This window comes from Rickettsia sp. 109562A South Dakota, from assembly GCF_055791265.1.
In genome coordinates this window covers 1206538-1223435 of sequence record NZ_CM147703.1, presented here as the reverse complement: position 1 = coordinate 1223435, position 16898 = coordinate 1206538, and the positions used below count along the sequence as shown (strand labels likewise).

The following is a 16898-nucleotide window of genomic DNA, read 5'->3' as shown; positions in this document are numbered from 1 at the left end:
TGTGCTTATAATTCAATTAAGATAACATTATGTTAGAAGAATTAACTTCAGAAAGATTAACGGAGTTATTTTTGAAATTGTATAAAGAAAAACACAATTTATCTGAAGAAGAATTACTAAAATTTAAGCATGGTTATAACGATGAAAAAGTAGAAGCAATAGTAGAAAGGGCTGTTGATTATGATTTATTGCCTGTAATAAAGTATTTTAGTGAAAATGGAGGTAATCCATATTTTGTAACAACATATTTTAGTAAAAGATTAAATATACTTAATATTGCTGCAGAAAGAGGATATTGAGATATTATAAATTATCTGCTTGACAAAAATATTTTTACTGTAGATCAAAGAGCTTCTAAAAATAGTAAAACACCTTTTCATTCAGCCGTTGAAGGTAATAATATTGAAGCTGCAAAGCTTCTACTACAAAAGGGGGCAGATATTAATGCTCGATTTATGCTTCTAGAACTAACAACTGCTTGGTTTTATATTTTGAAATTTGACGATATGGAGATGGTTAAATTTCTTCTTAAGTATGACCTATGTATGCCTAATGAAGATTTATTGGGTGTTGGTTGTAGTTCACAGGAAATGAAAAGTTTTCTCTGCTCTCTATAAAAAAACTTGAGAATTTACAAGGTAACGATTTTATTTATGCTTATAAAACCTTAAGCCCTGAAGTTCAAGAAATTTGGGATGTTAGAGTATCGAGGTATCGTTTAAGTAAATTGGCTGAATTTATTGAAGAGAAGTTTAGCAAAGAGAGTACTATAGGATATAAGGAATATTTTGTTCTTAGAGAATATAGCAGTTTGACAAAGCATAAACAGGAAATATTAGAAACCTATTTAGCACGAAAGAATTTTAATTCTGATGAGCTTATAAAAGTAGATAATTATATAAAAGCTCATTTTTTTGAAATAGCTTGTATAGGTAAAAATCTTGCCGGCAGTGCTTTTGAAAATGTAAGCACAATAATACCTATAATAACTCAGTATCTTCAGTTTGAAGATAGTAGCATTAAAATAGCAGGTGTAAGTTCAGAAAATAATACTGATGGCGATCATTCTTAATATTTATATCTCTATATTCCTGTTCATATTAAAAAGTACTTTATTTTAGTTAGTAGTTTGTGTTATTAATAATTGAGAATTATTACAGAAGTATATATGTCTAAGAAAAAGCAAGACGATCAAATAATAAAAGAATTAGAAGAAAGACTAGCAAAGCTTAAAGGCACTCCTCCAACACTGGAAGAGTTAGAAGAAAGGTTTGCTAAACTTCAAGATAGACCTTATGTCCCCACAAAAAAATCCGGTAATGAAGTAGATGATCTAATTGAGCAGATACAATCTGAGGTTAAACTAGAACAAAAAAGTAGAAACCTTAGTAATCAAAAAGATCAAGAAATACGTGATAGGCTAGATAAATTAAGAGAAGATAGCCCTATAACGCAAAAAAAGACATCTACAGATCTTTCTTTTAATGATACTAAATCAATCATTACCGATACTATAGATGCTCAGGCAGATATAGCTAGTTTATATGCTAATCGATTTACCGAGTTAGAGGAGAAAAAAGCATTACTTCATTTAGCTAATAATCTGACTGAAGCTAGGGATATTATTAGAGATACGCCTCCTATATCTAAAGAATATGAGCCTAAAATATTAGATGTTATTGCTAGCGGGTTAAATAAAATTTATGAGGGAATAAAGAAAATAGCTTCGCCTGCAGTTAATATTCTAAAAGAAATAGGTAGTAGTTTTGTTAATTCGATTAAATCACTTCCCCAAAAATCTTCCAAAAAACAAATAAAAGAATCTAAAATAAAATTACAGAAGTTATATAAAACATATATTGATTTGAAAGGAGTAAAACCAAAGATAAAAGAAGAATTTCTTAAAAAACATTATGAGCGAATTGATCAGCTACAAACTCCTCAGGAAATATTTGTAGAAACTGCTAAAATTACTAAATCTATAAGGATAGCCGGAAAACAAAAGATAAATAATCTTAAACAACAACAAATTATTAATAGAATGAAGAAACAAAGTCCTACTGCTTTTATAAATAATAATTCATTTGTACCGTCTAATACTCCTACTAATAAAGTAAGGTCTTCAAAAAGCAACCAAAGGTAAGATGTATACTCGATGAACTTGAAAAATTGGCTACGTCGTCTTTGTAAGTCCTCCGGTGCTCACGTAATTAGTATACTTCAAGTAAATAAAAAGTAGTAGACGAAGATCAACTTGAAAAAGAGCAAGGAGTCTGTAAGCCGAGGAGCGGAGCGTATACTAGTGTCACCCCGTGGCTTGATCGGCTTTGTTGCATGGCGCATATTTTTTTGGATTGCCGTACTCCTTGCAGTTGCTTAGCTCATGACGTTTAAATAAATTATTCCACCCCTTTTATCCCGCCTGTCTTAGCCTTGTCAAACGAAGTATCTTTAATTGCTGCATCACTAAAATCAACGTTTGTTAGGTCAGAATTACTAAAGTTAGCTTGATCAATTTTAGCTGATTTAAATATGCTATCTGTTAATATTGAGTTTGAAAAATCTGTTTTAGAAATTGTTGTTGCAGAAAAATCTACATTTTGTAAGGAAGAGTTCTTAATGGCCGTATTTGTTAGGTTAGCATTCTTAAAAATACTATTTGAAAAATCTACTCTATCAAATATTAAATTGCTTAAGTCAAAATTTGTTAAATTCATATTTGCTAAGTTAGTTATTTTTTGCAGATCTTTTACTGAGTTTATTATTATATTATTCGGTGGGGTTTTACTCGAATTATCGCTATTTAAAATAATATTATTAGAAACATTAGTATTAATAAAACCGGAATATGCTTGGTAGTTAATATTATTTATTTGTGCATTAGAAAGGGCGGAATTAATAACTGCAGTATTTGTTAGATTGGAATTTATTAGAGCTACTTGGTTTAAATTGCCTAAATTAATTTTAACATCTGAAAAATTTACGTTTTGTATTAAAGATTTAGAAAAATTTACATTATTAAATTGCCCGTTAGTTATATTTGAGTTTATTATTTCACTGCCGGTTAAATCGGTATTAATCACTATAAATTGTTTAAAATCATTATTGCTAAAAATATTATTAGCATAGCTAATATTATCTAAAGTAATATTTGAACCTTTAGTTTTATTAATCCTTACAAAATTAGCATTACTATTTTTTATTGATAAATTATTAAATTTATTATCGTTTAGACGCATATTATTTAATATACTATTATCGATTTTAAACTGATTTAAAACTGAACTACTAATTGTGCTGTTTTGTAAATCACATTTAGTAAGGCTAATATTTTGTAATGTTGAACCTTGAAAGGAAGCGTATGAAAAGAAAGAGTTATTGCTTTGTACGTTATTAAAGCTTACTTCATTAAAAATACTTTGTGTGAAGTGAGAATCCTTAATTATTACTGCTGTTAATTTAGTTTGACTTAGGTCGCTAGATTCAAAATAATTATTAGTAAAATTGGTATTATTTATTACACTTTTTTCTAAATCCGTACCGTAAAATATTGAATTTGTTATATTAGTATTTTTAAAGCTATTATTCTTTAGGTTAGCTTTTTGAAAATTAACACCATCGATAGTATTATTGCTCCATAATACATGACTAAATTTAGAGTTTTCAAAGTTAACATTTTTTATAGTAGTTTTATTAAAAGCAGTATCGCTAAAATTTGATTGAACAAAATTTGTATCTTGTAATGTTATATTGTTAAAAATTGAACCTTGAAAGTCAGAATTATATCCGGAAATATTTTTTATTACCGAATCTGCAAAATTACTTTCTTGAATTATAGCATTTGTTAATATAGCTTTTTCTAAATTGCTACCTACAAAATCAGCACGTAATATTTCACAGGAAGTTAAATCTATTCCTGATAAATCTTCATTTATTAGCTTTACTCCTATTAATTTTACTCCTTTTAAATTTGAACCGAACTTCTCTTTAAGGTTCACTTTAAGGTTTTTAGAATTTTGTGATATTATATAATTCCGAATTACCGTGCTTTGGCTATCTGTAAGTAATCCATTCGCATCACGAGTAGATTCGGAACAGCTGCTTAATAACAAGTAAATAGTAATTATTGATATGATTTTAAGCATTTGCTTCCTCATATTCTTCTTCATTTATTCTATTGGCAGGAGGTATATGTAAGCTTAATAATTTTAATTTACGATGCAAAGCCGATCTTTCCATACCGACAAATGACGATGTTTTTGAAATATTGTTGTTAAAACGACTCATTTGTGCTGATAGATATTGACGCTCAAAAACTTCTCTAGCTTCTCTAAGCGGCATAGATAACATATCAAAGCTATCTTCAAGCTTTGTAATATTAGCACTATTTGCTAATATTTCCGAAGGTATCATATAAGGTTTGATAATTTCATTATTACCTGTAGTTAACGGATTCATAATTAAAGTCCATTCAACAACGTTACGTAATTGTCTAATATTGCCCGGCCATTCATAGGATTGAAGAGCTGCAATAGTTTCATCTGCAAAGGCACGTTCTTTTAAACCTGAAAATTTTACAAGTTGCTTAACAAAATATTTTACGAGTAATGGTATATCTTCTTTTCTTTCATATAATGAAGGTACTTTTAGAGAGGATACATTAAGGCGATAATATAGATCTTCTAGAAATTTGCCGTTATTAACTTCGTCTTGGATATTTTTAGAAGTGCCGGTAATAATTTTTATATCAACCTTAATATTTTTCCCGCAAGGTTTTGTAATAGTTTGATCTTTAAGAAATTTTAATAATTTTACCTGGATAGGAATAGGAATATTACTGACCTCATCTATATATAAAGTACCGTTATTGGCAAATTCTAAGATAGTAGGGCGTTTATTATTATTTTCCTGCTTTTCCGATTCGCCGAATAATTCTTGATTGATTTTTTTCGTAGTCATACAGGTAGGGCTGAAAATAATGAACGGATTATTAACCCTTTTAGATTGTTTATGAATTAACCTTGCTGCAAGCTCTTTACCGCTACCGACTTTACCGTGAATCATTATACGACTGCTAGAGCTAGCTGCCTTTTCTATTTCCATTTTATATTTTAAAGTTACCGAACATCCGCCTACTAATTCAGTTTTATCTATAACCTTTGATTTTAAATCTATATTTTCACGTTTTAACTTTGTTACTTCACAAGCTCTTTTAAGTAAAATAACCAATTTATCATTATTAAATGGTTTTTCTATATAATCATAAGCCCCCATTTTTATAGCATTTACCGCTGTTTCTATAGTACCGTGACCACTAATAATTATTACCGGCATTAAAGGATAGCGTTTTTTAATTATCTCTAAAATCCCAAGCCCGTCAATTTCGCTTCCTTGAAGCCAAATATCAAGTATAACAGCAGAGATCGGTTTTTCGGAAAGTATTTTAAGAGCTTGAGTACTATTAGCGGCAACCTTAGGGTTAAAACCTTCATCTTTCAAAATTGCGGCAATAATATTTCGTATATCCTCTTCATCGTCTACTATTAAAACATCTATTGGTGACATTACAATTTACCTTAAAAATATTAATGTTAAATATACGTTAATGCCGAATGTAAAAGAAAGCAACATTTTTTTATAACATTTTTGTCACAATAGTTATTTATAATGTAAAGATTGGCTAAGATTACATAATATTAAAATTATTTAAGGAATTTTAATGAATTTTATTTGCAGTTTGTAGTATTATAGGTGATTATATTATATATACTTATTTTAAATTATGCTTAACATCTTTTTAATTATTATTTCGTTATTTATTTGCTTAACAACCCACCTATTTATCAAAAAAACAGACATTTTTACCAAGCTATTAGTTTTAAACAGTTTTACGACTATTGTAAGTTTATTTATTTGTTGTTTAGGCTTATACTCAAGAAATAGTTCATATTTGGATATCGCAATTATTTATTTTCTCCTAAGCTTTATAGCAACAAACGGATATTTAAAATATTTTATAAATGAGTCGAATGAAAACAAAACAGATTCATAGGCATCTTTCCAAATTCGCTTATAGAGAGGAATTTGTAGGAGACACGAAACGCAGCACCGCAGCGTACATAAACGTATGTGAGGATGCGAGTATCGGATCGACGCACAAATTACCTCTAGAAGTAGAGCTTGGGAAGATGACTAATATAGTAATTTTAGGATGTGGTCTGAGCGGTATGCTAACGGCTCTTTCTTTTGCAACACAAGGAATTGAAACTACTATATTCGAGAGTAAGTCGGTAAAAAGTCCGGAGTTTTTTAAAGATATAAGAACGACTGCTTTAACGCCGCATTCTAAAAATTTCTTATCCTTTATTGATATATGGAAAGCGCTTGAAGAGTTTACCGCAGGAATGCAAGATGTATATGTAGTAGATAATAAGGCATCAGAGATATTAGACTTACGAAATGACGATAATAACTTGCTGGGGTATGTAGTAAAAAATAGCGATTTTAAAAAAATATTATTGTCAAAAATAACTAATAATCCTCTAGTAACATTAATTGATAATTATAAATATCAAGAAGTTATAAGCCATAATGACTATTCGGTTATAAAATTTGATAATGAACAAATTAAATGTAATTTATTAATTATATGTGATGGAGCAAATTCAAAAGCGAGGTCTCATTATTTTGCTAATGAAATTGAAAAACCTTATCAAACCGCTCTTACATTTAATATTAAGCATGAAAAGCCGCATGAAAATAGTGCTATGGAGCATTTCCTGCCGCTTGGTCCTTTTGCTTTGCTGCCTTTAAAAGATCAATATGCTTCTTCCGTAATATGGTCAACTTCTTCTGATCAAGCTGTTTTAATTATGAATTTGCCCGTAGAAGAAGTTAGATTTTTAACTCAAAGGAATGCAGGTAATTCCCTAGGTAAAATTACTATTGATAGCGAGATGAGTAGCTTCCCATTAAAAGCTCGTATGGCAAATAGATATTTTCATAATAAGATAGTGCTTATTGCCGATACTGCCCACATTGTGCATCCGCTCGCCGGGCAGGGGCTTAATCAAGGTATAAAGGATATAGAGACTTTAAGCATGGTAATTAGTAATAATGGTACGTTACAAGAATATCAAAAGCTAAGGCAAGACGATAATTTTATTATGTATAAGCTGACTGATGAGTTAAATAATATTTTTTCACATTATTCAAAAAATTTAAGATGTATAAGACAAATAGGGTTTAAGGTGATAAATAACTTTAAACCTATTAAGAATTTAATTATGAATTATGCAATGGGAGAGCGATAAGATGTCATACCGCGACTTGATCGCGGTATCCAGAAAAAAATACTGAAATTATTAGTATTGTAAATTATATTTCTAGACCCCGTGGTCAAGCCACGGGGTGACAAGATAAATATTGAGCCACGATATGACCCCGAACTAAGTATTAGAGAGCATTCATGAGTAAAGAAAATTTAAGCAGTAAATTATCTATTAATACTCCTGAAGAAGGGATAAAAAATGCTAAAGAAAGTAATGCTACTCAGTCTAATATAAATGAAAATCCCGATATATCTTAACCCCAAACTCAACAATCAGGACAGAAAAAGAAGAGAGGACTTATAGAGACCAAAGAAATGCTTGGCTTAAGAGCAGGTACGGCAGCTGCCGGTGCGGTGCTAGTCGGTGTTAAAGTTGTTAGTGCTGCAGCAAAAGTCCGTGCTAATTTGGATATTGCCGGTGCAGTAGATGATTTAAAATCTGCATCTGATATAGCTAAGGGGCTTGGCAAAGCAGCAGGGCCGGCTGATAAGTTAGTAAACCAAAAAGGTAAAATTAAAGAAGAAGGAGCAAGAAGTCCCGGATTGATTGATAAGGCAATTGACAAGGTAAAAACTTTACCGGGGCAAGCTACGGCAAATGTATTAGATAAAACTTATAAAACTTTAACCAGTAAACCGGTACTACGTGCAGCAAAGGCAGGAGGGGCTATAATTTCGATGGCTGTTAATCCGACTCCTGTAGGAATTGTAGCAGGAGCATTGTCTTTAAGTGCTATTGGATTTAATGTTGTGAAAGAAACCTTAGATGTAAGAGAAGAGCGGCATTTAAATGTTGAGAAAAAAACTTAGAAAGTATTAAAGAAAATAAACAAAAGTAGGTTCAGCAAATAGTTAATAGCCAAAAATCTATAGCTAAAGAATCGCTGGAATTACAAAAATTTCTAGATAGCAAGATTCCTGATATTTATCCAAAACAACTTGCACCTGATAAGCCTTTTGAAAGTAGTAAATTTAAAGAACTTGCTAGAGCAATTCGTGATTCTATGCTAGAGAATAGTTCTTTAATGCTTGAAGGTATTGCAAGCGGCGGTATACTAGGTATAGTAGCTGCAACCGCTACGGGATTGGTTAATACCGGTAGTGAAGCCGATAGCAATTTAGTGCGTAGAGAGCAGAGAAATGATAAAATTAATAAAATAAATAATTTGAAATTAATTGCCGGAAATTATCAAAATGAAAAAGAGTTGCAAGAATTAGAAAGACAAGAGAGAATAAATACCAAAGCATTAGAGGAATTTTTAGAAAAAATTCTGAATATTGATAAATTGAATAAAATTCAGCTGGAAGCGGCTTTTGCAACAAAACAAAAAGAAGTAGAAGCGAGACCTGAATTTGCATTTTTATTCTTCCTTGCTTCGTCAATTACTGTGTAATTTTCCTCGCAATGACGTAAACTTTTCAAGTCATCAACTGCTTCTAGGCAATATCAGTGAAATATTGTAACAGAGCATCGACATAATCACCTGCTTTCTCATATTTTAAGCCTTCTTCATATAGTTCGGTTGCGTTAAGCATATATTCTACTCTACAACAATACGGCCTATAGTGCCGCGGTAATAAGTCCCGAGGTCATACATAGCTTCGCTATAAGTAGCAGGAGTAGAGAATATGCCCTTATTAACAGCTTTGATTTTATATTGATAAGTCATTTTGTGATCGAAAATAGTGCCGAAAATCATCACTCTATCGTCACGACGGTTTGTATAGATAGGTTTCCAAATAGATATATCTACATTATTATCTCGCGGCTGTAATATATTTATATTATTATCCGGTAAAAGCTCAAATCCTGCCGGTAATAAGTCAAGTATCACCATATGACTTAGGGTTTTATTGCTACCTGATCGCATAGTGATTTCTACCGTAATATTATCACCTAATTTTACTTTGCTGACTTCTTTATTATTTGCATCAAGATATTTTTTGGTTATTTCTACGCCTTTAACTATTTCTTTATTTTCTTTTAAAACTTTGTCATAACCTGAAGTTAGAAGTTGATAGAAAAAGCCGTTACTTGAGGAAGTTAAGTCGATTTCTTTAGTTTCCTTTACCGGAAGTTCTGTAAGCATTTTCTTATTGTTTTCTAAAGTAACCTCCCCGTTAGAATAATTCACCTTAATAGTACCTCCATCTACATTATTTATATTATCGGCATAGGCAAGGCTTGCCATAATTGCGTAACTTGCCGATAAGCTATTATAGTTATCTTGAGCAAAGAGAGCTATATCTTGTACAATTTTTGAGTCAAAGTTTTTTAGTCTTTCAGGGAAATGCAGAGAAATTAAGTATAAATACTGACTATATTTTATTAGAGGATTATAATATTGATAGTCTGTTTGCGATATCGGTTTATTTAGAGTAAACTTATCTAATAATTTATCCGCTTCTTCATTCATTTGGAGCATTTTATAGCTAGCTGCTAAATAAACGCTAGTCAAATCATCCTGCCACATATTTTTATGGTACTCGTCTAAATATTTTAAAATATTTGCAATATAGCTTGTAGTAATAACACTATTTTTCGTCAGGATATAAACCGCATATGCTTTTTCTCTTGCTTCGTTTAAAGAGCTAATTGATCTATTCGCCATGTTCTCTAAGTAGTAAATACCTTGATTAAAAATATCACTTGGAACGGCTAAATATCTAGTTGCTCCCTCGCTTAAGAAATGCATAGCATAAACGGAAATAAAAGGATCGGAATCATCGTTAAAATTGTTCCAATATCTCAATCCACCGTCATAGTTTTGACGTTCCGATAAGGTTTGAAAAGCTCTTAATAATGATTCATCCATTTTTTTACGATCAGTTTTAAGAATCTGAACTAGTTCTTGTTCATTATATAATAAAATATTAGCAAAATTTTGGCTTACTAATTGTTCAGTACAGCCATAAGGATAATTATCTAGAAAATCTTTAAAACCGGAAATAATAGCAAGCGGCGATTTAGAAGCGGAAATTTGCAGCTGAGCAAATTCAGGATATAAATCTCGCAAGATTTTTAAATTAGTTTTGTTGCCTGTAATAAAGCCTGTATCAACTGTTGTAACATTAGGGCTAGCAGGGCGAACGCTCGTAGTACTAGTTAATTCTGAGCTACGCACTACTGCCAAAGATATTATACCCGGCTTTAGGTGATTTATAGAAGCCGTAACTTTGAAATCTGCCGAGCCGAGTTTATCTGTCGCTTTTAATTTAATATTAATAGTAGCTTCTTTATTTTCGTCTATTGGTATCTCTTTAGGATAATCTAATATTTTAAGCCCTTCGCTTGTTTCGATATTTATAAAAACTCGTGCATTGCCTGAATCTTTTAGGTTATTAAATATTGTTACCGGTACTGTAAACTCATCATTCGGAGCTACAAATAAAGGTAAATTTGGATTGATAATAAGATCGGATTGTACTAATAAATCAGCTTTGGAAGTTCCTATAGCGTCAAGGCTTGAAGCTATCCCTATAACTCTTAAAGTGCCGTTAAAATAGCTTGGAATATCAAATATAACTTCTCTCTCATCTAGATCTGCTTCTAAAATTCCTGACCAAAATGCTACCGGAGGCTGGCTTTTTCTTTTAAACGGATTAAGGTTTCGAGCGACATCTATAAAACCGTCTCCGGCAGGAGCCGCCATATAAGCTTTCATTAATAAAGGACGCTCAGGTAATATTAAATCCATGATTTGTGATGTTCGGACTTCCAAGGCTTTATCGTTAATGAAGTAATTAAGCGGATCGGGAGTCTGATAACCGGCAAATGATAATATCCCTTCATCAACGGCAAATATTATGATTTTACTAGGGGTTGCGGTGCGGTAATTAATTGTTAATTTTTCGCCTGATTTGATTTTTGAAGGAATTGTTAATTCAATATCTTGTTTATGTTTATAAATGCCCGCAGTAAACGGTATGACTGCATAGCTAAACGGTGACATAAAGATTTCCGTAGCTCCTATGTCTCTTATAAATTGTACATTTACATATCCCTTACCCTCAAAGCCGTCAGGGATTTTTATTTCTTGAATGCTATTATTTTTATCAGTTTTAAACCATTCAAAATTATGTACTTTATCTGTCTCGATAGTAATTAACCCATAACCTGTATAAGGAGTTATAATGTTTAAAAGAATAGTATCGCCGGCTTTATAATCATCTTTATCAAGCTTAACTTTTAAGTTAGCTTTGTCTGTTAAATTAGCCGTAACATTTCCTTCGCCTATTACCGCAAATTCAGCTTGAGCAAAGACCGTATCTTCTTTATCGGTTAAATAAATAACGTAATCGCCTGCTTCCTTAGTAGGTACGTTATAAATATAACTTTCGTTTGCCGTAATATTAATCTTATTTGAAGATATATTAGTCTCAATAGGTACCGACTTATAGGAATAATTACCGCTACTATCTGCCACTAAGTTATTTACGTAATTAATCTTTTTTAAGTTAAGAGTTAAATCAGGTACGGCTACTTTTTCTGCTTTATTTGATATGGCTATGAATTCTATTGCCGAATTTGTGTGCTTCTTAATATATTTTAGATCGCTATCGCTTCTAAACCCTATTATATAGGGCAGAGGCGAAACTATAAGCGACTTACTAGCATGTACGCTTCTTCCTGAGTCAGGCTCAAATCCTTCTGCCGAAAATGTTAGATTAAAAGTAGCGTTATAATATTTCTCAATGTTAAGGTCAAAGTTTGCCGTACCTTTAGAGTCGGTAGTAATATCTCCTAAACGCTCATTAAAAAACTCTTTATTTCCTTTGCTACTATAAAATTTATACTCTTTAAAGCTAGGTATAAAAAACTCGGTAGGTCTAATATCAATAAAGCCGCTGACTTTTCTATTTTCTGCAGGAGTACCGTAAAGATTTATAAGATTAACATTTGCTTTTAGGTCTTTTGGATGCGTCCATAGCTCACCTTGTGAGTTATTGAAGCTTATGTTTATTTTCATGCGGTCAGGCTGAAAATCACCAACCCTTACCGATACGCTATTAAGATAGTTATTGCTGCCTTTATCGCCTATCAAATATAAGCTTACATTGTATAAACCGGTTAAGGAATCATCGAAAGTGGAGAATAAATATTCACCAAACCCTTCTGCATCTAAAGTTATTTTACTTTTATCTATTACTTTCCCGCGAGGGTTAGTTACTTGTATTTCTAAAGGTAAGCCGTCAAATTTTCCTTGCCAATCAGTCTGTTTGAGCATAATACCTATATGACCTTGCTCGCTTGGTCTATAGATGCCACGATCGGAAAATAAATAAGCTTTTAATCCTTGATCGGAACTAACGGCTCCCGATACATTGAACCTCGAATAATTAACTTGCCTATCAACTCTGCTGTACGGCATGAACGAAAAATCATCCTTAGTAGTTAATACATAAGCCACCGGAGTTTTTTCTTTGGTAAAATCATTTATATTTGATAAAACAGCATGTCCCTCACTGTCGGTTTTGCTGCTGACGAGTACCTCACCGTTAAGCCCTATAATATCTGCTTTAACTCCGCTTGCCGGTTTACCGTTACTTATATAAGAAACAAATATATGATGCGTTCCGGTTTTATCGGTTTTTACTATAAAACCAAGATCGGTTACTAAAATTAATCTTTTATCTTGAGAAATAATATTATTATAATTATCTTTAGCAAAAATTTTTGCTAAGAATAAGCCTTTAGAATAAGTACCTGAATCTTCTAGATTAAAATATTTGCTAAAATCTAAATCGGTATAATTAGGTAAATTTAAATTTTGGGAATTAACTATTATTTCCTCTTGAAATACTTCAGAAATATTATACTCATTAAAAGAATATTCATTCATGAAAGTCGGGTTTTGGAAAATATTATATCTATTTGTTTGGCTGATTAAGTGATTAACTTCTTGCTGATTAATCTTATCGATTTCTACATATAATTTATCTATGCCAAGTGAATATACAGGAAGCTTTCTCTCGCCGGCTAATGAAAGAATAGAGCCGTCAGATATTAGCTTAACTTCTTTAGGATTATCCGGTGTTTGTACGATTTGGGAATAATCACTGCCAAGCGTTAAATTATCCGATGTTTTAACACCTTTATTTACTTTAACAAGCAAAGTTCTTGAGGCAAGCGTATCTACTTTAAAACTATGCATGGTAGTAATGTTCGGTACAGCAGGTAAAAGCTCAAAATTTATTTTTTCACTCGATTTAAGGATATCTGCAGTTATTTCTTTAGGACTTTGCCATTTGTAGTTTTTTTTGCTTGCAACCCCTAAAAAAGCCGGCTTGTCTTGCGGTAATAAAAATAACTCTAAATGTTTTTTTACCTCTTCGCCTGAAACCGGTGTATTTGTAGTAATTATAATTATTTGCTCCGGTTTCAGTTTGTCGTCTTTAACAATTGTAGCAGTAGTATTAGTGATTTTTAAATATGATGATAGACTTGGAATTAATACGTTTTCTTTATAAGAATATCTTATGTTATTTGACGTTTTATTATTTTGAGCTTCTACATTTTTTTGAGCAAAATTTTCTCCGCCGTATAGAGGTTTAACGCCGTCTTTTATACTTATGGAAACGGTATCTTCCTTATCCTTAAGCGGTGGTATATTAGTAATAATCGTAGCTTCCGTGTTATCTGTATTAAATTTGATAGAAAACGGTAATTTTTCTTTAGTTGATGATTTAATAAACTCTATTCTTTCCTCTAACGTCTTAGGATCGATAGGGTAGTTAAAGGCTATTTTAGTTTGAACAAATTTTTTGGAAATATCGATATTATCCTGCAGATAATTCATTTCTTTAATAATAGGAAGTAGAGGCAAAGTTGTGAAACTTATATTGTGACTTTTTAAACCGATAAAATGAGGAAATATATAATCTTCGATAGTAATCTTATAAGTTTGATGAGCTGCAAAATTGCTTTCCGGAGTAAAACTTATGTTATACCACCAGCCAAACCGCCATTCTCCTTTAATATCAGGTGAAATAGATATGTAATCATTCAGTCTTTTTCCGTTAAAAGCCCTAGCTCTCTTTGCGGCTTTGTACACCACTCTTTAATTCTAGAATCGCAAAGATCAATATTTAACGAATTCTTACCGGCTAACAGATTTTCATTAGTTAATTTAAAATATAAAGGTATTTTTTCGTTAAAACTGGCAGCAATTACTTGTAAATTTATTAAACATAAGAAAATTATGAATATAAATTTGCGGAAAATATTTTTCATATCTATAGCTTATAATTTTTGATAACTTCAATTATATATAAATAAAATTAAGTAAAGCAATGAATAAGGATATTTTTTCAATATTTAACAAAATTTTTTTTATCATTTGGTCAGGAATATAGCTATGAGATTATCATAATACTCGGATTTACTATATTTAGGAGGCAACTATTTGCACGAGCTATTTGTGTATTACTTTTCACTACAATTTTAAATATATTGCTAAAATATACATTTGAAATACCTTTAAATCCTGCGTTAAAGGTTTTGCTTTCCCTAGCGGTCATATGAGCAGTGGCGTAGTATTTTACGGTTGGTTTTTTGCGAATATTAGACATTCCCTATTACGAATAATAATAGTAGTGATTTTAACCGGTATTGGATTTCGCTGATTTATAAGGGTTATCATTATCCGGTTGATATTATTGCGTCTATAACAATTGGAATAATGGTTGTTGCTTTTGTATATAGTTTAACCAAAGAGGAGATTGTTCAAAAATATCCTTTTATGCTTGGAGCGTTTTTGTGGGCGTTAACCGTGCCGATGGTAGCTTATCTTAAAATTATTGAAGTGAATTGTTTTGCATGGGTATGGACGGTATTTTGGGGATTGCTCGGTTTTACTATTTCTTGGGGGTTATTTTATAAATATTTGGAGCTCTCAATCAAAATTAAATTATTTCTTCAACTTAGTTATAATTGTCGTTTTAATAGCGTTGATTGAATATATTAATTATTTATTCAAGCAATATTTAGGATATCAATTTTATTTAACTTGGTTCTTAATAGGCTTTAGTTTTCTACTATTGGTAAGATTATGTCATATTCACGTACGATCAACGCATTAGTATATGAAGTGCGTTAAGTTGCACTTCATTTTCTTATTTATCGTGTAAGGCGAAATTTCCTATTGACTTTTATATAAAACAGTATAAGTTTCTTTACAATTTAATTTCTTATAAAGAATTTATGCTAGGTTATGAAAAAGCACAAACAAGTTTAAATAGAGAACGAAAAGAAGCAATAGGTTTACTGTCCATAGGTACTTTCCTTGAGTATTTTGATTTAATGATTTATGTACATATGGCAGTACTTCTTAACGAGTTATTTTTTCCAAAAGCCGATACTCAGACTGCCGCTATATATTCAGCTGCTGCTTTTTGTTCGACATTTGTTTTTAGACCCTTTGGGGCTCTACTTTTTGGTTGGATAGGCGATAAGTATGGAATGGACGTAAATCTACTGTGATTATAACTACTATTTTAAGGGCTTGTTCTTGTGCTGTTATGGCAGGATTACCTACTTATGCACAAATAGGCGTTACGACGGCTACTTGGATATAGTGACTATATGCCGTATTATTCAAGGTATGTCAGCTCTAGGTGAGATAATTGGAGCAGAACTTTATCTTACAGAAACAATAAACCTTCCTAAACAATATCCCGTTGTATCATTAATTTCTTCTTTTTATGTTCTTGTAGGTGTTGCGGCTCTAGGTTTAGCATCTATAATTTCTCATTATGGTTTTAGTTGGCGAATAGCTTTTTTTATAGGAACATTTATTGCTATAACAGGAAGTTATGCTAGGACTCGTTTACGTGAAACTCGTGATTTTATAGACGCTAAACAACAAGTTAAGAATATTTTTAATAAAGCTAGTGTAAATATAAAAATACTAGAAAATGATCCAATTTGGAAAGAAAAAGTTCACTGGAAAACTTTTTTATATTATTTTTTAATTCAATATACTTGGCCTGTTACATTTTATATTACCTACATATATTGTACTAATATTTTAAAAAGTTCTTTTAATTATACTCCTGAAGAAATTATAACTCACAATTTTATTGTATCGATAATACAGTTTTTTGGCGGCTTAATTTTTAGAGCTTATTTGAGTGGTATAATAAATCCTTTAAAAATTCTTAAAGGATTTTTAGCTATATTTTTACTATTTATCTTAATTTTTCCTTATTTATTAAATAATCTTCATACTCCAACAGAATTACTTATTATCCAATCAATTATAGTAATTACCGGCTTAGGAGATGCACCAGCAGTACCAATTTTCTTTAAACATTTTTCTGTTTTTAAAAGATTTACTTATTCAAGTTTTTTATATGCTTTATCTCGTGCTTTAATATATTTAGTTACTTCGTTTGGTATAGTATATTTAGTAAGCTATTTTGGACACTGGGGAATATTAGTTATCAAGTATAAGCTATGGATTCGGGATACAGTATTTTGAGCAGTTAGAAAAGAATCGTGAGAACTATTTTCAGAAAGAGCAATTTGCTTAGGAATATCAGAGTAAGCTATGTTTAAACATAGTTC

11 protein-coding genes and 2 pseudogenes are annotated in these 16898 nt (G+C 31.2%); 10 read left to right on the top strand and 3 right to left on the bottom strand.

Annotated features, from left to right (window positions below):
* Positions 1-29 precede the first annotated feature (29 nt).
* The 4 genes from ACIAS7_RS06810 (at position 30) to ACIAS7_RS06795 (ending at position 2143) form a co-directional block, all read left to right on the top strand.
* The gene (locus ACIAS7_RS06810; protein WP_473198747.1) at positions 30-299 is read left to right on the top strand and encodes a hypothetical protein; all 270 of its coding nucleotides are present in this window, start codon (positions 30-32) and stop codon (positions 297-299) included.
* Positions 300-302: 3 nt separating this feature from the next.
* Complete coding sequence (locus ACIAS7_RS06805) at positions 303-617, top strand: ankyrin repeat domain-containing protein (protein ID WP_473199448.1); 315 nt, start codon at positions 303-305, stop codon at positions 615-617.
* A 110-nt stretch (positions 618-727) separates the two neighbouring features.
* Entirely contained in the window at positions 728-1072 is a 345-nt protein-coding gene (locus ACIAS7_RS06800; RefSeq protein ID WP_473198746.1) for a hypothetical protein, read from the top strand.
* Positions 1073-1168: 96 nt separating this feature from the next.
* Positions 1169-2143, top strand: a complete 975-nt coding sequence (locus ACIAS7_RS06795) for a hypothetical protein (RefSeq protein ID WP_473198745.1) — start codon at positions 1169-1171, stop codon at positions 2141-2143.
* 256 nt (positions 2144-2399) lie between these two features.
* On the opposite strand, the gene ACIAS7_RS06790 is transcribed toward ACIAS7_RS06795, so the two are convergent.
* Together ACIAS7_RS06790 and ACIAS7_RS06785 are read right to left on the bottom strand one after the other, a co-directional pair.
* Positions 2400-4145: a pentapeptide repeat-containing protein gene (locus ACIAS7_RS06790; protein ID WP_473198744.1), complete on the bottom strand. Its 1746-nt coding sequence runs from the start codon at positions 4143-4145 to the stop codon at positions 2400-2402.
* Positions 4138-5565, bottom strand: coding sequence for a sigma-54-dependent transcriptional regulator (locus ACIAS7_RS06785; RefSeq protein ID WP_473198743.1), 1428 nt, complete (start codon positions 5563-5565; stop codon positions 4138-4140). The genes ACIAS7_RS06790 and ACIAS7_RS06785 overlap by 8 nt, the downstream gene beginning before the upstream one ends.
* A gap of 217 nt (positions 5566-5782) precedes the next feature.
* Between ACIAS7_RS06785 and ACIAS7_RS06780 the strand changes: the two genes are divergently transcribed.
* The 4 genes from ACIAS7_RS06780 (at position 5783) to ACIAS7_RS06765 (ending at position 8724) form a co-directional block, all read left to right on the top strand.
* Positions 5783-6052, top strand: a complete 270-nt coding sequence (locus ACIAS7_RS06780) for a monovalent cation/H+ antiporter complex subunit F (protein ID WP_473198742.1) — start codon at positions 5783-5785, stop codon at positions 6050-6052.
* Complete coding sequence (gene ubiH, locus ACIAS7_RS06775) at positions 6030-7313, top strand: 2-octaprenyl-6-methoxyphenyl hydroxylase (RefSeq protein WP_473198741.1); 1284 nt, start codon at positions 6030-6032, stop codon at positions 7311-7313. The genes ACIAS7_RS06780 and ubiH overlap by 23 nt, the downstream gene beginning before the upstream one ends.
* Before the next feature lie 332 nt (positions 7314-7645).
* The gene (locus tag ACIAS7_RS06770) at positions 7646-8140 is read left to right on the top strand and encodes a hypothetical protein (protein WP_473198740.1); all 495 of its coding nucleotides are present in this window, start codon (positions 7646-7648) and stop codon (positions 8138-8140) included.
* A gap of 194 nt (positions 8141-8334) precedes the next feature.
* Complete coding sequence (locus ACIAS7_RS06765; RefSeq protein WP_473198739.1) at positions 8335-8724, top strand: hypothetical protein; 390 nt, start codon at positions 8335-8337, stop codon at positions 8722-8724.
* A gap of 147 nt (positions 8725-8871) precedes the next feature.
* Here the strand turns inward: ACIAS7_RS06765 and ACIAS7_RS06760 are convergent.
* Positions 8872-14564: pseudogene (locus ACIAS7_RS06760) on the bottom strand (alpha-2-macroglobulin family protein).
* Between the two features lie 448 nt (positions 14565-15012).
* Here ACIAS7_RS06760 and ACIAS7_RS06755 point away from each other — a divergent pair.
* Together ACIAS7_RS06755 and ACIAS7_RS06750 are read left to right on the top strand one after the other, a co-directional pair.
* The gene (locus ACIAS7_RS06755; protein WP_473198738.1) at positions 15013-15288 is read left to right on the top strand and encodes a hypothetical protein; all 276 of its coding nucleotides are present in this window, start codon (positions 15013-15015) and stop codon (positions 15286-15288) included.
* Between the two features lie 245 nt (positions 15289-15533).
* Positions 15534-16864, top strand: a pseudogene (locus tag ACIAS7_RS06750) (MFS transporter).
* Positions 16865-16898: the final 34 nt, after the last annotated feature.